The 18,016-nt window shown below is 65.6% G+C and carries 20 protein-coding genes and 1 tRNA gene; 7 read left to right on the forward strand and 14 right to left on the reverse strand.

Annotated features, from left to right (window positions below):
• Positions 1-14: 14 nt before the first annotated feature.
• On the forward strand, positions 15-1,169 hold the full coding sequence (gene coaBC, locus ACP97_RS05865) for a bifunctional phosphopantothenoylcysteine decarboxylase/phosphopantothenate--cysteine ligase CoaBC (protein ID WP_049996897.1): 1,155 nt from the start codon (positions 15-17) through the stop codon (positions 1,167-1,169).
• Here the strand turns inward: coaBC and ACP97_RS05870 are convergent.
• From ACP97_RS05870 to mbhE, 8 genes are read right to left on the reverse strand one after another with little or no spacing between them, the layout of a single operon-like run.
• Entirely contained in the window at positions 1,103-2,917 is a 1,815-nt protein-coding gene (locus ACP97_RS05870) for a flippase activity-associated protein Agl23 (RefSeq protein WP_049996898.1), read from the reverse strand. The two genes, coaBC and ACP97_RS05870, sit on opposite strands and share 67 nt — an antisense overlap.
• The gene (gene mnhG / locus ACP97_RS05875) at positions 2,917-3,282 is read right to left on the reverse strand and encodes a monovalent cation/H(+) antiporter subunit G (protein WP_049996899.1); all 366 of its coding nucleotides are present in this window, start codon (positions 3,280-3,282) and stop codon (positions 2,917-2,919) included. Before mnhG ends, ACP97_RS05870 begins: the two co-directional genes overlap by 1 nt.
• The gene (locus ACP97_RS05880) at positions 3,279-3,575 is read right to left on the reverse strand and encodes a monovalent cation/H+ antiporter complex subunit F (RefSeq protein WP_049996900.1); all 297 of its coding nucleotides are present in this window, start codon (positions 3,573-3,575) and stop codon (positions 3,279-3,281) included. The genes mnhG and ACP97_RS05880 overlap by 4 nt, the downstream gene beginning before the upstream one ends.
• On the reverse strand, positions 3,559-4,116 hold the full coding sequence (locus ACP97_RS05885; protein ID WP_049996901.1) for a Na+/H+ antiporter subunit E: 558 nt from the start codon (positions 4,114-4,116) through the stop codon (positions 3,559-3,561). Before ACP97_RS05885 ends, ACP97_RS05880 begins: the two co-directional genes overlap by 17 nt.
• Positions 4,113-5,696: a complex I subunit 5 family protein gene (locus ACP97_RS05890; RefSeq protein WP_049996902.1), complete on the reverse strand. Its 1,584-nt coding sequence runs from the start codon at positions 5,694-5,696 to the stop codon at positions 4,113-4,115. Before ACP97_RS05890 ends, ACP97_RS05885 begins: the two co-directional genes overlap by 4 nt.
• Positions 5,697-6,050, reverse strand: coding sequence for a sodium:proton antiporter (locus tag ACP97_RS05895; protein WP_049996903.1), 354 nt, complete (start codon positions 6,048-6,050; stop codon positions 5,697-5,699).
• Positions 6,047-6,502 carry an MnhB domain-containing protein gene (locus ACP97_RS05900; protein WP_049996984.1) on the reverse strand — a complete coding sequence of 152 codons (456 nt, stop codon included), beginning with the start codon at positions 6,500-6,502 and terminating at the stop codon, positions 6,047-6,049. Before ACP97_RS05900 ends, ACP97_RS05895 begins: the two co-directional genes overlap by 4 nt.
• An 11-nt stretch (positions 6,503-6,513) precedes the next feature.
• Positions 6,514-8,886: a hydrogen gas-evolving membrane-bound hydrogenase subunit E gene (gene mbhE, locus ACP97_RS05905; RefSeq protein ID WP_394297699.1), complete on the reverse strand. Its 2,373-nt coding sequence runs from the start codon at positions 8,884-8,886 to the stop codon at positions 6,514-6,516.
• Between the two features lie 346 nt (positions 8,887-9,232).
• Between mbhE and ACP97_RS05910 the strand changes: the two genes are divergently transcribed.
• Complete coding sequence (locus tag ACP97_RS05910) at positions 9,233-9,622, forward strand: type IV pilin (RefSeq protein ID WP_049996905.1); 390 nt, start codon at positions 9,233-9,235, stop codon at positions 9,620-9,622.
• Between the two features lie 115 nt (positions 9,623-9,737).
• Here the strand turns inward: ACP97_RS05910 and ACP97_RS05915 are convergent, their stop codons facing one another.
• Positions 9,738-9,920, reverse strand: coding sequence for a hypothetical protein (locus tag ACP97_RS05915; RefSeq protein WP_049996906.1), 183 nt, complete (start codon positions 9,918-9,920; stop codon positions 9,738-9,740).
• 231 nt (positions 9,921-10,151) lie between these two features.
• Here ACP97_RS05915 and ACP97_RS05920 point away from each other — a divergent pair, with 231 nt between their 5' ends.
• The 3 genes from ACP97_RS05920 (at position 10,152) to ACP97_RS05930 (ending at position 12,229) form a co-directional block, all read left to right on the forward strand.
• Positions 10,152-10,769, forward strand: a complete 618-nt coding sequence (locus ACP97_RS05920; RefSeq protein ID WP_049996907.1) for a VOC family protein — start codon at positions 10,152-10,154, stop codon at positions 10,767-10,769.
• A gap of 64 nt (positions 10,770-10,833) precedes the next feature.
• Positions 10,834-11,400, forward strand: coding sequence for a hypoxanthine/guanine phosphoribosyltransferase (gene hpt, locus ACP97_RS05925; protein WP_049996908.1), 567 nt, complete (start codon positions 10,834-10,836; stop codon positions 11,398-11,400).
• Between the two features lie 139 nt (positions 11,401-11,539).
• Entirely contained in the window at positions 11,540-12,229 is a 690-nt protein-coding gene (locus tag ACP97_RS05930) for a type 1 glutamine amidotransferase family protein (RefSeq protein WP_049996909.1), read from the forward strand.
• Here ACP97_RS05930 and ACP97_RS05935 read toward each other — a convergent pair.
• From ACP97_RS05935 to ACP97_RS05950, 4 genes are all read right to left on the reverse strand, one after another.
• On the reverse strand, positions 12,226-12,984 hold the full coding sequence (locus tag ACP97_RS05935; protein ID WP_237561104.1) for a DUF5694 domain-containing protein: 759 nt from the start codon (positions 12,982-12,984) through the stop codon (positions 12,226-12,228). The two genes, ACP97_RS05930 and ACP97_RS05935, sit on opposite strands and share 4 nt — an antisense overlap.
• 287 nt (positions 12,985-13,271) lie before the next feature.
• Positions 13,272-13,346, reverse strand: a tRNA-Met gene (locus ACP97_RS05940).
• A gap of 39 nt (positions 13,347-13,385) precedes the next feature.
• The gene (locus ACP97_RS05945) at positions 13,386-13,874 is read right to left on the reverse strand and encodes a GtrA family protein (RefSeq protein ID WP_049996911.1); all 489 of its coding nucleotides are present in this window, start codon (positions 13,872-13,874) and stop codon (positions 13,386-13,388) included.
• The gene (locus tag ACP97_RS05950) at positions 13,871-14,638 is read right to left on the reverse strand and encodes a glycosyltransferase (protein WP_049996912.1); all 768 of its coding nucleotides are present in this window, start codon (positions 14,636-14,638) and stop codon (positions 13,871-13,873) included. The genes ACP97_RS05945 and ACP97_RS05950 overlap by 4 nt, the downstream gene beginning before the upstream one ends.
• Before the next feature lie 91 nt (positions 14,639-14,729).
• On the opposite strand from ACP97_RS05950, the gene ACP97_RS05955 reads away from it, so the two are divergent.
• A complete protein-coding gene (locus tag ACP97_RS05955; RefSeq protein WP_049996913.1) occupies positions 14,730-17,093 on the forward strand; it encodes a DUF2298 domain-containing protein in 2,364 nt (787 codons plus the stop codon).
• A gap of 39 nt (positions 17,094-17,132) precedes the next feature.
• Here the strand turns inward: ACP97_RS05955 and ACP97_RS05960 are convergent, their stop codons facing one another.
• On the reverse strand, positions 17,133-17,441 hold the full coding sequence (locus ACP97_RS05960; protein ID WP_049996914.1) for a DUF7562 family protein: 309 nt from the start codon (positions 17,439-17,441) through the stop codon (positions 17,133-17,135).
• 82 nt (positions 17,442-17,523) lie between these two features.
• Here ACP97_RS05960 and ACP97_RS05965 point away from each other — a divergent pair, with 82 nt between their 5' ends.
• A complete protein-coding gene (locus ACP97_RS05965; RefSeq protein ID WP_049996915.1) occupies positions 17,524-18,003 on the forward strand; it encodes an RNA-binding protein in 480 nt (159 codons plus the stop codon).
• Positions 18,004-18,016: the final 13 nt, after the last annotated feature.

An 18,016-nucleotide genomic window follows, 5' to 3' on the forward strand; every position in this document is an offset into this window, starting at 1 on the left:
CCAACGAGGGCATAATGCTCGACGGGGTGAACGTCGCACTCGGCGTCACGGGGTCGATTGCGGCGGTGAAAACCATCGAACTCGCCCACGAACTCCGGCGGCGCGGGGCCAGCGTTCGCGGCGTGATGACCGCGAGCGCACAGGGTATCGTCCACCCGTGGGCACTCGAATTCGCCACCGAGAACTCGGTCGTGACCGAACTCACAGGGAAAGTCGAACACGTCGCGCTCTGCGGGCGTGAGGGTTGGGCCGACGTGCTGCTCGTCGCGCCCGCGACCGCGAACACCGTCGGGAAGATTGCCAGTGCCATCGACGACACACCCGTGACGACGACCGCGACGACCGCCCTCGGGGCCGATATTCCGATGGTCGTCGCGCCGGCGATGCACGAACCGATGTACGACCATCCCGGCGTGCTCGATGCCATCGAGCGCGTCGAATCGTGGGGCGTCGAGTTCGTGCCACCCCGCATCGAGGAGGGGAAGGCCAAACTCGCCAGCCTCGATGCCATTGCGCTCGCCACCGCACGGGCCACAAGTGAAAACGACCTCGCCGACGAGCGAATCGTCGTGACGAGCGGGGCCACCAGCGAGGCCATCGACCCGGTGCGCGTGCTCACCAACCGCTCATCGGGAAAGACTGGGCGGGCGGTCGCGCGGGCGTGCTACGCGCGCGGTGCGGACGTGACGCTCGTCCACGACGCTGGTGACGTGCCCTACGCCGACGTCGAGTGCGTCGAGAGCGCCGCCGAGATGCTCGCCGCCGTCGAAAGGGTGGTCGAGACGGCCGATGCACTCGTCTCGGCGGCGGCCATCGGCGATTACACCGTCGAGGGGAGCGACGAGAAGATCCGCTCGGGACAGGACCTCTCGCTCGACCTCGAACCCACGGTCAAGATCCTCGACGCGGTGCGCGAGAGCCACCCCGACCTCCCGATCGTCGGGTTCAAGACCGAGACGAGCGGCGAGGACGAGGCGATGGTCGCGGCCGCCCGCGAGACGCTTTCGCGTGCGGGGTTGGCCTTTGTGGTGGCCAACGACGCGAGCGTGATGGGCGAAAGCGAGACGCGCGTGCTCGTGGTTCGGGAAGGCGATGTCGAGAGCTACGCAGGCGACAAGGCGGGCCTCGGCGCGCGCGTCGCCGAAGAGTTGGCGCTCGAACTGGCGTAGCCTTCGTCGACGTACACCACCACACTGCTGATGGTACAGCCGCTATCGAAGAGAAATCGTTGGACCTCGTGGCGCTCGTACCCGTCCATGTACCGGTCGATGTCCGAGGCGTTGTCGTACTCCTCCGAGCAGGCATCCGACGGGCCGAAGGCGATGACGACCGGCGGGCGTTCGCCGTTTTGGACTGTGCGCCGCACGGCTGCCGGTTCGACGGTGCTGTTCGTGTCGGCCCCGTCGGCTTCGAGATACCACGCAAAGGGCAGGCGCTCGAACCAGCCCTCGCCGGCGGTTGGGGTCAGGTGGGAGTCGGGACTCGATGCATGGAGTTCGTCGCCATCGAAATCGGGGTCGTCGCCGTAGTACAGCACGTCCGTGCCGTCGTTGGCGCGCACGATTCGACGGATTTCGCCGAGCAGCGGCTTCATCTCGCTTGACGACTGGGCGTACTGGACGAGTTCGTTGTCCGCGCTCTGTGGGTTCTCGAAGGAGGTGTCGTAGGCGCTCACGCCGACCTGTCCGGCGGCGAGGACCAGAACGAGCACCGCGGCGACGCCGACGAGCACATTGCGATCGAAGGTTTGGCCGCTTTCGGTCCGATAGCTCCGGAGATGCGCCAGTCCGACGCGAGCGATCAGCGCTAACCCTACTGCCGCCGGCACCGCGAGCGGGACGATGATGTGGATGACCTCCCACGGGAACGGGTTGTCGACGATGATCGGGTAGCCGAGCGCGCTCGCCGCCCCCCAGAAGAAGGTGAACGCCACGACGTCGCGCGGCTGTTTGCCGGTGTAGCGGTCGGCGAGGAAGCCCACGACCGCGAGGCCGAGCAGGACGGGTGCACCCGCACCGAGCACCGACCAGAGCGCCTCGGCGGTGTCGAGATAGGCGTCGCCACTCCCGCTGCCCCACTGGGCGACGAACTCGTGCCACGAGCCGACCACCGCCTCCTCGACCAACGCCGGGAGCTTGGTCGGGTCGGCGAGCGTCGCGCCCAGCGTCGGTTCCGGCTCGGCGGCCCGACCGCGCGGCGCGTAGAAGAACACGAAGATCGTGAAGAACTCGACGACCGCGAGCACGACGTGGAACCACCAGCGCCGCAACCCCGTGCGAGCGCGCCCGACGGCGTTTCGGAGGGGCTGTGCCGGGCTGTGAGTCCCCATCAGCAGCCGACGGTCGGCTAGCAGGACGAGCGCCCCGAGCCAGATGACGGGATAGACGAGCGCGTTCTCCTTGGTGGTGAACGCGAGCACGAAGAAGGCGACGCCGAGATAGAGGTGCAGGGGTCGCCCGCGGTCGTAGGCACGAACGAGAAAGCCGAACGCGACGAGCATGAACCCCGCGAGCAGCAGGTCGTTCCGGTAAAAGCGCGAATAGTAGAGCAGGACGGGGTTGGCAGCGAGAACGAGCGCGAGCGCGACGGTCTCCGAGTCTCGCAGTCGGTCGGCAAAGAGCAACGCCGCGAGCGGGAGCAATCCCCCGACGACGGCGACGACGAGGCGCATCGAGAAGTCAGAGGCCCCGAGCAGCGCGAACACGTGACTGTCCACGATGGTGAGGAAGGGACCGTGGACGATCGGGCGATACCAGTAGACACCCGACTCCATGTAGCGATAGGCCCAGTAGGCGACGCGCGCCTCGTCCTGATGAGCGACGCGCGCGCCGAGGGCGACCAATCGCACGCCGAGGGCGAGCACGGCGATGGCGACCACGGCGACTCGGAGACGAGTACGGCGATTCGTCCAGTCCATCACTCGTCGCTCTCGTCGGGTGATTCGGGGCGCGACTCGCCCGTGTCCGGCCAGACGGCGTCGCCGGCGAACTCGATGCCCATGCGTTCTGCGGCCTGCGAGATGACGTGTGCGCCCGTTGGCGCAGTAATAAAGAGGAAGACGATGCCCACGAGCGACGTGAGCGCCGCCCCGCCGGGTGCGGGGGCGAAGTATATCGCGCCGGCGAGAAACAGCGAGGCCGCCCCGAGGGTGGTTGCCTTGCTCGTCGCGTGCATCCGGTTGTACACGTCGGGTAAACGGATGAGTCCGATCGTGCCGACCAGCAGGAAGAACGTCCCGATGGCGATGAACAGCGCGACGAGCGCGGCGTGGATCGTGTTCATTCGATGATGTCCCCCTCGGAGACGTAGCGTGCGACGGCGATCGTGCTGATGAAGCCGATGATGGCGAGCACGAGGCTCACGTCGATGAAGAAGCCGTCGTCGGTCTGGAGGGCGAACAGGACCGCGATGGCGACGACGTTCGTCGAGATGGTGTCGAGCGCCACCACCCGGTCGGGCGTCGTCGGGCCGTAGATGACGCGATAGCCGGCGAGCAGGGTGACGCCGCTGGCGACGATCAACCCGACGCGGATGGCGAGCAGGAGGAACTCGGGGAGTTCAGTCGCCACCGACATCACCCCGCGGCGTCGGCGGTTGGTCGTCGGGACTCGCCTCCTCGTCGAAGATGACGAGCGCGTAGTCCTCCCACGTGCGGATCGGTTCGACGAGCGATTCCCGATCCCGACCGGTGATGCCGTGGACGTAGAGCGTGTTCGTCTCTTCGTTGTAATCCATCGTCAGCGTGCCTGGCGTGAGCGTGATGGAGTTGGCAATGGTGGTGATGGCAGCATCCGTCTCGACGCGCAGCGGTATCGCCACCACGTCGGGGTCGATGGGCAGCGACGGCGAGAGCACGCGATAGACCACGTCGAGGTTCGCCACGAGGAGTTCCCTGACGAAGACGAGCAGGTAGGCCACCGTCGAGGGAACCACTCGTAGGGTGCCCGCGAACGCGAACTCGCTGGCGTAGAAGCGCCGGAAGACGTAGGCGAGCGGCACGCCGACGGCGAGTCCGATGAGGAACTCCTCGGCGAGGCGCTCGGGCGTGAGTACGACGCCGCGGACGAACAGCCATAACACCGCGAGCACTACCCCGACGACCGGCCAGCGTCTCATCGACTTGCCCCCAGAACCGCATCGACGTAGGCCTGTCTGTCGAGCGTGACCTCGGCGGCGGCCTCGGCCGCGCGCAATACGGGGTCGAAGCCGATTCCGACGACGACCAAGAGAGCCGCGAGCGCGACGACGACCGCCACGAGCGTCGGCGAATAGGTCGCCGTCCGCACGCCCTCGGATTCGGAGCCCCAGAAGCCGCGGTTCCACGCCCGCGAGAAGTACGCGATGGTCAGGATCGCGCCCACAAGCGAGAGACCGACCGCGAGCGCGCCGCCCCGGCCTCCCATCGCGCCGGCGTGAGCCGTCGTCCGGAAGACGAGTAGCTTGCCGAAAAAGCCCGACAGTGGCGGGATGCCGATGAGCGAGAGCGCGCCGAGGAAGAAGGCAATCGAGAGTAGCGGCGTGCGCGCCGCGAGACCGCCGATGCGCTCGAAGCGAATCGAGCCGACGGCCTCTTTGATAGTTCCGCTTGCGAGAAACAGCATCGACTTCGTGAGACCGTGATTCAGCGCGTAGACGAGCGCGGCCGCGACCGCGAGCGCGCGCACCCCCGGCACCGTGGCCGCGACCGCCAAGGGAAGCACGACGAACCCGATCTGCCCGATGGAGGAGTAGGCGAGCACGCCGTCGAGGCCGTTGCGGCTCACCGCACCCACACCCCCGAGCAGGATGCTGCCGGCGGCCATGACGAACATGACGGGACCGAAAAACGAGAGGAAGTCGTCGCCGACGAAGCCCGGCAGTCCGAGTCCGGCGGGCAGGGTCGCGGCGGCGAAGACGGTGAAGTAGAGCCGGATGATGGCGTAGATGCCCACTTTCTTGACGACGCCGGCGAGCATCGCCGTGACGGGCGCGGGCGCGGCGCGGTAGGCGGCCGGCACCCAGAACTGGAACGGGACGATCCCCGCCTTGAGCGCGAACACACAGAACAACAGGACCGTGAGTCCGAGCACCGGCACCGGGTCGACGCCGTACTGGGCGGGATTGGCGAGTCGGCGAGCCATGTCAGCCATGTTCAGGGTACCGACCGTGGCGTAGAGCCCGCCGATGGCGAGCAGCATGAGTGCACTCCCCAAGAGATTGAGTACGGTGTAAGTCAGCGCCGCGCGGGTGTGCTCGGCCCCCGAATAGAACGCGACGAGCACGTAGCTCGACAGGAGCATCACCTCGAACCAGACGAAGAGGTTGAAGATATCGCCCGTGAGGAACGATCCGGTGATGCCGACGACCATCAGGTGATAGAGCGTGTGATAGGAGACCTGCTGGGCGTACTCGCTCATGAAGCGCGTCGAGAACGCGACTGCCGCGAGCGAGACCACACTCGTGAGGCCGAGCATGAACAGCGAGAGCGCGTCGGCGACGAGCGTGATGCCGAAGGGGGCCGGCCACGCCGAGAGCTGGTAGACGAGGATCGACTCCGCGACCACCCTATCGGCGAGCAGCGCCACCGCGCCGATATAGGCGAGCGCACCCACGAGACTCACCGCCTGCTGTGCGCGCGGGAAGCGCCGGAGTGGGAGGGTGGCGATGGCGGTGAACAGAGCGACCAGCAGCGGCGCGATGACCACTTGAGAGGACATTCAGCTCTCGCCCCCCGTCTCGCCGAGTTCGCGCAGGTCGATGGTGCCGTGCTCCTCGTGGATGCGGTAGGTGAGCACGAGCGCGAACGCCGTGGTCCCGAAACTGATGACGATAGCAGTCAACACGAGCGCCTGCACCAGCGGGTCCGTGACCGTGGCGGGGTTGTCGGGTGGACCGTGGCCGAGAATCGGGACAGTACCCGATAGCCCGCCCATCGTGACGAGGTAGAGGTTCGCGGCCTGCGAGATGATGGTCACGCCCCACACAACACGAACGATGTCCCGGCGGAGCACGAGGAAGGTCCCGAGCGCGAACAGGAGTCCGAGCACGCCCGCGAGAACGAACTGCGTCATTCGTCGCCCACCACCGCGAGGATCGTCAGCAGCGCGCCGACGACGACGAGATACACGCCGAGATCGAAGACGAACGCGCTGGCGAGTTCGAGTTCGCCGAACAGGGGAAGGTCATGGACGAAGAGCACGGCCTGCGAGAGGAACGGCCGGTCGAACAGAGTGGCGACGACGCCGCCGCCCGCCGCGAGTGTGAGGCCGGCGGCGAAGACGAGCAGGTAGTCGGCGACGATAGCGGGACCGCTCGCGGTGTCGTCGCCGGTGCGGTCGAGGAGGTCCTCCTGGAGGAATTCGAGCCCGTAGACGATGTAGACGAGCGCGAACGCCGCCGCCGTGAGCACGCCCGCGATGAACCCGCCGCCGGGGAGGTTGTGGCCCTGCAAGAGCAACGCAATCGCCGTCAGCAGGATAAGCGGGAAGACGACCCGGGTGACGGTACGGGTGATGACCGTCATGTCGCGCGTGCTCACGAGGACTCACCCCGCCCACGCATGGCGATGAGCGTCACGATGCCGAGGGCGGCCATCGCCACCACCGAGATCTCGCCCATCGTATCGAACGCACGGAAATCGACCAGAATGACGTTGACGATGTTGCTCCCGCCGCCGTAGTCGGCGAGGACCGAGCCGTGTTCTGCGGGCACCGGCGCGCGCTCGACGAAAAAGCGCGCGATAGCGTCGGGACTGCCGGTGGTCGCCACGAGTACGGTAATCATGACTGTAAGACCAACACCACTGGCGAGCACCGCGTCGCGGGCTGCCTTTTTCCGGTCGGCGTCGCCGTAGAAGGCCGGTAGCTTGTCGAGCACGAGCAGGAAGATGACGAGCACGAGCGTCTCGACGACCAACTGCGTGAGCGCGAGGTCGGGCGCACTGGAGAGCACGTAGAAGAGCGCGACCATGAACCCGAGCACCGACAGCGTGAGCACGCCCGCGACGTGTGAGGGCGCTCGCGCAACCGCCGCAGCCCCGACGACCGCCACCACGAGGACGATAACGACCGGAATTGTCGCCGAGAGTCCGGAAAACGCCGGAATCGAGATGCCGGCGGCGAGATAGCCTGCGAGCGCGAGCAAGCTCGTCGCGCCGAGCATCCACGTGGCGTAGGTGCGAAAGAGACCGCTCTGGATCTCGGGCAGCGCCAGCCCACTCGCGCGTTCGAGACCGTACACCGCGCCGTCGTAGTACCAGTCCGCCGAGAGCGGCCCGCGAGTCAATGCCCTGACGCCGTCACGGAGGCGGTCGTAGAACGGCGAAAGGAGTATTCCAGAGAGGATGGTTATGGCGCTCATCGCGACATAGGGCGTCAGTTCGGTCGGGAGGTGGATGCTCATCGTGTGGGCCTCGCCGGCGACCGAACTTGCGAAGGCCGACTGGACGATCGTGTCGACGGCGAGTTGCGGATCGATGCCGACGATCATGGCGAGACCGGCGAGCACCACAGGAGGAACAAGCAGGGCGGGCGAGGGACGATGGACCTCGCCGAGCGCGGCGGGTTTCTCGCCCATGAACAGCCAGAGGAAACGGATGGAGTAGAGGAAGGTGAAGACGCTGCCGACGACCGCAACGACAGGAAAGAGCCACGCGAGTCCCCCGAGTTCGTGGGCCACTTCGTAGGCCGCCTCGAAGAGGAGTTCTTTCGAGTAGAAGCCATTAAATGGGGGGACGCCGGCCATCCCGAGCGCGGCGATAGCGGTGATTGTTCCTGTGATGGGGAGGTCGTGGCGAAGCCCGCCGAGTTCGTCGATGGCGCGCGTGCCAGCCTCGTGGGCGATGATGCCGGCGACGAGAAAGAGGGTCGCCTTGAAGAGTGCGTGATTCAGGATGTGGAAGACTCCGGTCTCGGCTCCCAGTTGATTGGCAAAGCCAAAGCCCGCCGTGATGAGACCGAGGTGAGAGGCCGTTGAGTAGGCCAACAGCTCCTTGATGTCGCTGGCTCCCACGGCGAGCAGCGCCGTAATCGTCATCGTGACGAGACCGAGCGTGGCGAAGAGCAGCATCCACTCGTCGCCGACGAGCAGCGGGCGAATCCGGCCGACGAGATAGACGCCCGCCTTGACCATCGTCGCCGAGTGGAGGAACGCCGAGACGGGGGTCGGGGCTTCCATCGCGTTCGGCAGCCAGATATGAAGAGGGACCTGTGCCGATTTGGCGGCCGCGCCGATGGCGACGAGGACGAGCACCGGAACGAACAGACCCGCTTCCTCCAGTGCGGCGCGCATCGCGTCGGCGTTCGCGATCATCGAGTCGGGCGTGCCGACGAGGGTGAGCGTCGTGGCACCGAGTGCGTCGCCGGAGACGAACGCGAGCAGGACGAAGCCGACGAGCATGAACAGTCCCCCAGAGACGGTGATGAGCATCGACTTTCTGGCGGCGTAGAGCGAACTCTCGTTCTCGCGGTAGTGGCCGATGAGGCCGAACGAGGTGATGGACGTGAGTTCCCAGAAGACGAAGAGGGCGATGAGGTCCGACGCGAGCGCGACGCCGAGCATCGATCCCATGAACGCGAGCATCGTTCCGTAGTAGCGCGCCTGTCCGGGTTCGCCGTGCATGTAGCCCGCCGAGTAGGTAAAGATCAGGACGCCGACGCCGCTCGCGAGCAGCGATATGAGCAGTGAGAGGCCGTCGAGATAGAGCGTGAGCGAGACGCCGAGGGTCGGGATCCACGGTATCGAGACCGTCCCCGTGGAGCCGTACTGACTCGCCACCAGTCCAAAGGAAGCGAGCGCGACGAGCGCCGCGAACCACGCCGTGCGCTCGCCGAGCGCGCGGTGGACGAGCGGTACCGCGAGCGCGCCCACAAACGGGAGCGCGAGCGCGGCGAACAGCGCCATCTCCATCGGCGCGGTGTTCGTCTGAACGAGCGTGGCGACCCCAGTATCGAGTTGCCCCGCTATCGGGGCCTCGGCGAGCGCTGTCGGGAGCGCCACGAAAGACACGTCCGGAGTCTGCAAGCGACGACCCTTAACCGTTCTCAAATCCGCCGCCGGCGTGTCGGTTCCGAAACCTACGCACGCGGCGGCCGCGCCCGACACGAACCGCAGGCCGCTCGGCCAGCCCGGCACGTAGGTTTATGTACCATCCCGCAGCCAGACCGCCCCAACGCACCGGCCCGTCGAGGGTGAAATCGCGGGACGACCGGCGACTCGCTATCGGCGATGGCTGGTGTGCAGAACACAGGAAACCATGAAGGAGAAAATCAAACAGTTCGTTGCGGACAAACGGGGTGTCAGCCCTGTGATTGGCGTCGTGTTGATGGTTGCAGTGGTCGTGATTCTCGCCGCCGTCATCGGCGCGTTCGTATTAGGCCTCGGTGGCGACCAGAGCCAAGCACCACAGGCGAGTTTCAGTGTCGATAACGGTGATATCATCTACGAGGGCGGTGACCCTCTCGATGGTGGCGATATCGAGGTCACTGGTGCCGGAAATGGCGGTGGCAGTGGCGGTGAGCTCTCGGCCGGCGATACTGTCGGTAGTGTCAGTGGTGATGGTACGGTACGAGTTGTCTACACTGGTGATGGTGGATCGACGACTATCTGGCAAACCCAAGTTAGCGGTGGCGGCGGTACCAACTAACCCAGCTATTCACCATCCGCTTCGGGTGAACTGAGCAGTGCGGCGCGGTTCTATTTTTATACTACAAATAGCCAAGGGTTCGATGATATGATACATCGAAACCAGAATTTTCCCACTACTCGCCGTTGCTCTCGATGATCTCGATCTCGACGGTCTCGTTCGGTTCCAGATCGCTGATGAGCAGTGAGATTTCGCCCTCGATGTTCGTCAGACTCGCGCCCGGTTCGGCCGCGCCGTTGCGGTGACAGACGATTTCGAGTTGCCCGTTCTCGCCGGGAACGGCGGTCGTGCTGGCCATGTGCGGATATGGTAGTCGCACACGGATGAGGACACTCCCGGCACACGCATGGTGTGGGCCGATGACGAATCGAGTGAGTTATCATGGGCGCTCTAGCGGTCTGTCCATCGTTTGGCCGACCACGCAGGCGCTTGGCTCGAATCGGTCCGTCGATGCTGGTCGCCTCCGCCCGGTAACACTCACGTCAGCACCTGATTGAATAGCACCCGCACCCTATCGACGGATGAGCCAATGTCCAACGAACCCACCGCAGACGTCACCGCCGAACCGCCGACCGCTCCCGTGCCGGTCGTCGGCACCGACCACATCACCCTCATCGGGAGCAATCCCGAGGACACCATCGCCTTCTACCGCGATGTTCTTGGAATGCCGCTGGTGCTCAGACAACCGAACCTCGACCAGCCGGAGGTCGAACATCTGTTTTTCGACACCGGCGACGGTCGGATTCTCACATTCTTCGTCACCGACGACCGTCCGTCGAACCCCCGTGGACAGCGAGCGGGCGTCGGGGCCGTCCACCACCTCGCCTTCCGGCTCGACCCGGAGCGATTCGAGGAGGCGAGAGAGGGACTGCGGGAAGCCAACCGGCGATTCAACGAGTTCGACCGCGGGCCCTTCCAGTCGCTTTACACCAGCGATCACAACGGTCTCACCATCGAACTCGCCACCGACAAATACCGGATTCCGGACGACCGTCGCGGCGAGGTCTATGCCGAAGCGCAGGCACAGCGCGTCGCCGACGGCGCGGAGTATGTGGGTGACGAACACCTCGAAGCTGCACTGGAGGAGTTGGGCATCGACGTGCACCGATACGACCTCCCCGATGCTCCCACTGGGGCCGGTGTGTAACTGAGCGAACCCGACTGTGCGGGCGGACCGTCAGGCTTTACCCACGACTGGCTGTACCCGCAGCATGAATCAGCTGGAGGCGTCGTTGCTCGATGCGCCCATCATCGAAAAGGAGGGCTATCACTACTTCGTCCACCCGATCAGCGACGGCGTGCCGATGCTCGAACCCGAACTCCTGCGCGAGATCGTCATTAAGATCATCCGCAAGGCCGATGTCGACGTCGACAAGATCGTCACACCTGCCGCGATGGGCATCCATATCTCCACTGCGGTCTCGCTGATGACAGACATCCCGCTCGTGGTGGTCCGCAAGCGCCAGTACGGACTGGAGGGCGAGGTCGCGCTCTCGCAGGTCACGGGCTACTCGGAGAACGAGATGTACGTCAACGACGTCGATGCCGGCGACCGCGTCCTCCTGCTCGACGACGTGCTCTCGACAGGGGGCACCCTCCGAGGCATCACCGGCGCGCTCGAAGAGATCGGTGCGGAGATCGCCGACATCGTCGCCGTCATCAAAAAGGTCGGCGGCGGCAACGAACTCGAAGAGACGAACTACGACGTGAAGACCCTCATCAACGTCGACGTCGAGGACGGCGAAGTCGTCATCGTCGATTCCGAGGGCGACGGCTGATATCGCCGGAGGACGAGATTCACGACCGCGGTCAAACGGTCGGGCGAGGATCGAGCCAACCACGGAACGATTCCTGGGTTGCTGTCCGACAGCACGAGAACCCGCGGGGCTTTTGCGTGCGACGCCACTACCTCAACCGATGCCAAGCGCACTGTTCGTCGTCAGCGAGGAAGGGTACTGGGGCGAGGAATGTACGACGCCGCTCACGATGCTTTCGGATGCGGACGTCGATATCACCGTGGCGACGCCGAGCGGCGACCCGCCGGAGATCGACGAGCGTTCCGTCGATCCCGACGAGGTGGGCGAGGAGACCGCCGCGGAGGTTCGAGAGATCCACGAATCCGACGAACGCCTGAACGACCCGATGCCGATCGCGACCGCCGACGCCGCCGACTACGACCTCGTGGCCTTCCCCGGCGGCCACGGCACCGAGTGGGACGTCAATCAGGACCACCACGCCCGCGCGTTGCTGGTCGACGCCGTCTCCGGCGACGAGGGCAAGGGCTACGTCGTCTGCCACGCGGCGGGCATCCTCGCCTTCGCCCGCGAGGAGGATGGCTCGCCGTTCGTCGACGGCCGCGATGTGACTGGGTTCCCGAACGAGTGGGAGGAAGGGATCGTCGACGACCACGACCGGATGCCCGACGGCCGAAAACTCCCCTACTGGGTCGAGGACGAGGTCAAAGCCGCCGGCGGTAACTGGGACGCCGAACTCGATGCCGATACGAGTGTGACTGTCGATGGCGACCTCATCACCGCCCGTGGTCCGGGCTCGTCGGCCGCCGGTGGCGAGCAGTTGCTCGAAGAACTGGATATCGAACAGTCCTAAAGCCTGGGCAGATACGACAGCGGACTCACCGGACACAGCATCGGCGTTTCGTTCAGGAGATGTTGGAACACCCGAATGTGGCCGGTACCGACAACCAACAAGATTCGCTCGTCGCCCGGTTCTATCGTCCGCCAGAGGTGGTGAACCATCCGAATGTTGCGGTCGTACCAGTACGTGAGGAGCGCCGGACTACCAAACCCATCTTTCGTTGTTCGTATTCCACGGTCGAACATCAGACTGTGATTGAATCGGAGCTGTGATCTCTGATTTATCCACGTGAGGTATTCCGGAATCGGAGTCGACACGAGTCGGTTTTCGACCTCGTGTTTCCATTCGTCGGGGTCAGGTAGCGAAACCGACGTCTTCCGTGTCGAATCGATGTCACGGTCGGCGAACGGGTCGCTATCGGGTTCTTCGGGATGCTCGTCGACGGGATATACCTGCTCGTGATTCAGTCTGTCGGCCAGTCGAAAGCCGATTTGCACGACTTCGCTTCGGCACTCGCTATCGTCGTCGTTTCGCATCGGGTGTGGAGCCGGGAACGACTCCTCGCGGTTGTAGGCGTACTCACCCGTTCGATACTTCTCGTAGAGCGAGTTCACGGCCTCGACGTTGTCGTACGGGCGTTCGACCGCAATTCGGTCCGGGTTCCACTCCGCGAGGCGCTCGGCGAGGTCTTCGAGTTGCGCTTGGCGCTCGTTCGCGAGCACGTCGTCGGCGTCGACGTTCACTTCATCGAGTTCCGGATTGTCCATGTGATACGTCCCGAGCAGCATGATCCGTACCTGCCCGGATTCACAATTCGGCCAACCCCTCGGCGGAGTTTCGGATCTTCTGGCGTCCGTCATCGATGAGTACAGCCTAAACTGGTGTGTACCTAAGTCTTGCTGCAGTATGTGACGGTGCGGTGCGGTTTGCGGGGGTGATGGATTTTCTACCGTGTGCGAACGAAGTGAGCGGGCCGACGACTGACCGGAGGGAAAGAGGGGGGCTGTTGGTGCAGATTTTGCGAGGGAGCGAGCGACCGTAGCAAAAGGTGCAGTAGCGGGAGGTAGATTTGAACTACCGGTCTGCGGGTTATGAGCCCGCCGGAATCTCCTGGCTATCCCATCCCGCTACCTGTTCGTATCGCCGTCACCCCATTAACGGTTGTGATTCATCCGCCGTCGGCTTTCGTGTGAACACGCCACGTGAACAGGCTCTCGGCGACGTAGTTGACGACCAGTCCGACTGCGATGCCGATGACGTTGGCGGCGAGCAGCCAGAGTTCGATGCCAGCGACCGACAGCGAGACGTCGACCCAGCGAAGCAGCGCCGAGAACACCACCGTGCCGACGAGCACGCCGCCCGCGCGGACGAGATTCGAGGTGAGAAAGCGTCGGATGAGCCAACGGACTCCCGTCCGGCCCGCGTCGGCGAACGTCCAGCGCTCGTTGGCCGCGAACATCACGACGATGGAGGCCTCCGCCCCGACGAGTTTGGCGAGTTCGGGCGTGACGCCGACGCCCTCAACCAGTCCCAACAGGACGACGTTCTCACAGATCGCGCCGAGCACGCCGATGGAGACGAACTGGCCGAAACGCACGGTCGAGGTTATCGCCGCGAAGCGAGCGTAGAGACCGTCGAGTAGCGTCCGCGTGCTCATGGGTCGTCCACGTCGACGAGCGGGTGCTCCTCGCGCTGGGACGCGATCGCGCTGTGCAACCGATTTTCGTGGATGAGCGCCGCCCGGTGGCGTGCGGCGAGCAGCCCACGCGCGAGCGCGAGCGAGGTGCGCACGGGCGAGACCGTCGAATCCGGCTGGTCGTGCCACTCGATGGGCACTTCCGCGATGGGCTGGTCGAGCGCGCCCGCGATGGCGATCAGTTCGATGTCCCACGCGAATCCCGGTTCGTAAAGGTGTTCGCGCACGCCCTCCCATACCGCGCGCGAGATGGCCTTCGCGCCACACTGGTAGTCGAACAGCTGCGGGTCGAGCAGCCGACGGGCGAGCCACGCGAACGTGTCGCCGAGTCGTCGGCGTGCGAACGTTCGGTGACGGGCGATGCGCGCATCGGGATGGCGACGCGAGCCGACCGCGAGGTCCGCCTCTCCATCCAGCACGGAGCGGACGACCGACGCGAGCGAGTCGGCGGGCGTGCTGCCGTCGGCGTCGGCGAATACTAATATATCCGTGTCGAGCGCTTCGAACCCCATCGTGATGGCGCGACCCTTCCCCCGGCGGTAGGGTGCCGTGGCGACGGTCGCCGGGAGCGAAGAGAGCTGCTCGACCACGCCGGGTCGAGGGGCGTCGAGTTCGATACGGATGGCCGTCGGGGCGAGGCGTTCGTCGATGGCGGCGACGTACTCGGTGAGGCGCTCGACATCGGGCCGGTAGGCCGGCACGACGACCCCGACGGCGCGCTGCATGGGGAATCCACCGACGGAGCGGATAAAAGGAGTTCGGAACCCCACTGGTGCGTCCCACAAGAGGCATATGCGCCGGTTCCCCGCATTCTCCATGGAGTACGGTCTCGTCACCCTCTGGCTCGCGGTCTTTCTCGCCATCGGGCTTCTCGGCACGCCGCTCGCCGCCCGCCTCTTTCGCGGGTTTCCCGACCGCGGCGTTGCCCTCTCGCTGCCGCTGTCGTTCGCCGTCGTCGGCGTCGTCGCCTACTGGGTTGGCCACCTCTCGCTCACCGCCGGACTCCTCGCTGGATTCGTCGCTCTCGCCGCCCTCTCTACCCTCTCGCTTCGCCGTCTCGACAGGGATGGGTTCGACGGCCGGGCGATGGCCGTGCCGATTCTCGTCTTCGCGGTCGCCTTCCTGTTCATGATTGCCGTGCGTGCGCTCGACCCGGCAGTGCATCCGGGCGGCGGCGAGAAGTTCCTGGACTTCGGCCTGCTCAAATCGCTCCTCCGCTCCGCACAGCTCCCGCCGGAGGACGTCTGGTTTGCCGGCGAGCCAGTGAAGTATTACTACGGCGGCCACCTTCTCACAGCACTACTTGCGAAAATCACGTTCACGGAGGCGCGCTACGCCTACAACCTCGCGCTCGCGGGATTCTTCGGGATGCTCGTCACCGCGGCCTACGGTCTCGCCGGCGCGGTGGCCGACGCACGCGGGCACTCGGCGCGAACGGCCGGCATCGTCGGGGCTTTCTTCGTGGCTTTCGCCAGCAACCTCGAAACGCCCGGACGGGCCGTTCTGTGGGCGTTACCCGACGGAATCGCCCGCTCGGTCGCCGGCTCGCTCGGGGTGACCATCGAGGGACTCGCGGACTCGCTCGCGGCTTTTTCGTACTGGGGGGCGAGCCGGGTGATTCCCGGGACGGTCAACGAATTTCCGCTGTTCGCGTGGCTCAACGGCGATCTCCACGCTCACATGCTGAGTACCCCGTTCCTCCTGCTCGCGGCGGCGCTCTGGTTCGCCTATTACCGAACGCCAGCCGACGCGCTCGGGCGCCGCCGGTTGCTCGTCTTCGGGGCGTTCCCCCCACTCGTCGGCCTGCTCGCGGTCGTCAACACGTGGAGTTTTCCGACCGCCGTCGGCGTGGGCTGGCTCACGATGACCTTCGCCGACGGCGACCCCCCCGACCTCGTTCCGCGAGTCGGCGCGCGATTCTCGCCGACTCGCTCCGCACTCGGACGAGAACTCCGCCGGACGGCGAGCGCGCTGGCGGTCGCGGCGGGCGTTCTCGTTCTTGGAATCCTCTGGTCGCTACCGTTCTGGCTCGGGTCGGCCAGCGGGCGCGCCATCGACGTCCTGCCCGAGCGCAGCGCGCTCGGACCGCTCGTGGTCGTCTACGGTGCGTTCCTTGCCGTGTTCGTGCCATATCTCCTCGCTCGCTCGCGTGCGCTCACGAAGCGCACACGGCAGGGCGCGCTCGCGGCGATGGGCGGGCTTTTCGTGCTCGCGTGGCTCGTCGACGCCGCCGCGCTCGCGCTGTTCGGCCCACTCTTGCTCGTCGGCTGGCTGGTGCTCGCGGCGCGACGGAACGGCGACCGCTCCGATTCGACGACGGCGAGCGCCACCCGAGGAACGCGACCCGCCGAATCGGATGGCGGCACCGAACGCCGGCCCTCACTATCGTTGCCCGACGTGGGTTTCGAGACCGTACTGCTGGTCGCCGGTGTCGGTCTCGTGCTCCTCGTGGAGTTCGTGTATATTCAGGAAGACGCGGGCCCGGGCCGATTCAACACCGTCTTCAAGACCTACGCGCAGGTGTGGGTGCTCTTCGGAACGGCGGCGGGCGCGATGGCCGCGTGGCTCGTCGGTGCGGGGAAATCGGCCGCCACGCTCTCGGGCAGCACTCGCACCGCGGGCCGCGTGCTGCTCGCCGTGCTCGTACTCTCGACGTCGATCTACGGGGGACTCGCGCTCACCGACCAGCTGACGAGCGAGGCGAGCGTGGCCGCCACCGAGAACCCCACACTCGACGCGCGCGCGTTCGTTGCGACCACCCACCCCGAGGAGGCTCCGGCCATCGCGTGGCTCGACGAGCGCGACGGCCAGCCATATATCGTCTCGACGCCGGGCTGTTACTGCAACGCAAATGATGGATTGACGAGCTACAACTGGGTGAACGCGCCGTCGAGTCTCACGGGGCTGCCGACGGTCGTCGGCTGGGACCACGAGATCGGCTATCGCGGCGAGGGACCGTACTTGGAGCGCGTCGCGGACGTCGAGACCATCTATCGGGGAACGTCCGAAGAGCGCGTGCAACTCCTCGATGAATACAATGTCCGCTACGTTTACGTCGGTCCGAACGAGCGCGCGGCCTACGGCCCGACCGACTTCGACGACCTCCGCGGCGTCAGCATCGCCAAAGAGTGGGATGCGGTGACAATCTACCGGGTGGACCAGCGGCGACTGTCGGCCTGATTGGGCATCGGTTACGGCCGACCGAGAAACGCGCCCGTATCAGCGTTCGCGCTCTTCGAGCGGGCCGTAGCGCTCCTCGACCAGTTGCTGATACTGGGCGAGAAACGTCTCCTGTGAGCACCGTCCGGTCTCGGCGTGGAGTTCGACCAGCAGCGCTTCGAGTTCGTCGCGTGGCTGGTGACAGAGGTCGCGGTGACAGCCCTTGCAGAGGTGTTCGAACTCCTTGCCCCGGCGTTCCCAGCGGTCGCCGTGCTTGTCGTATTCGCGCGCCGCAGAGCGTCGCACGTCCTCCCCGCAGGCGATACAGGTGATGCGCTTTGCCCCCCGGTTTCGCCGGGACCCCCACATGCTCGTGGCTTACGCGGCCGAGCACTTACCTCTTCGCGTCACCCAACGCACGATTTATGCCCAATGGCCGAGAGGATAGTCTATGCAGGTCAAATCCCGTCATCACCTCCGCAGCGACGCGGTGGCCGACATCGAGGAGACGCTCTCGGCGGCGCTCGGCATCGACCTCGCTGGCGACAGCTACGAGCGCGTCGAGTTCGCCGACAGCGAGCGCGACCTCGTACTGGTCGATGGCGACCCCACGGTCTGCTACTTCGACGACGAGCCGTTCGTCACCGTACGTGGCGCGAACGACTTCCCGCCTGAGAGCCACGTCGTCACCGTCGATACGGGCGCGATATCGTTCGTTTCGGATGGGGCGGACGTGATGCGACCGGGCATCACCGAGGCCGACCCCGACATCCAATCTGGCGACCTCGTGACCATCGCCGAGGAGAACCATCGAAAAGTGCTCGCCATCGGGCGCGCGCTGGCCGACGGAAGCGAGATGGTCGGCGAGTCGGGCAAGGTCGTCGAGTCGCTACACCACGTCGGCGACGACCTCTACGAGTTCTCGATCTGAGTTTCGTGTCCAA

Origin of the sequence: Halococcus sediminicola (genome assembly GCF_000755245.1) — an archaeon.
GTDB lineage: Archaea > Halobacteriota > Halobacteria > Halobacteriales > Halococcaceae > Halococcus > Halococcus sediminicola.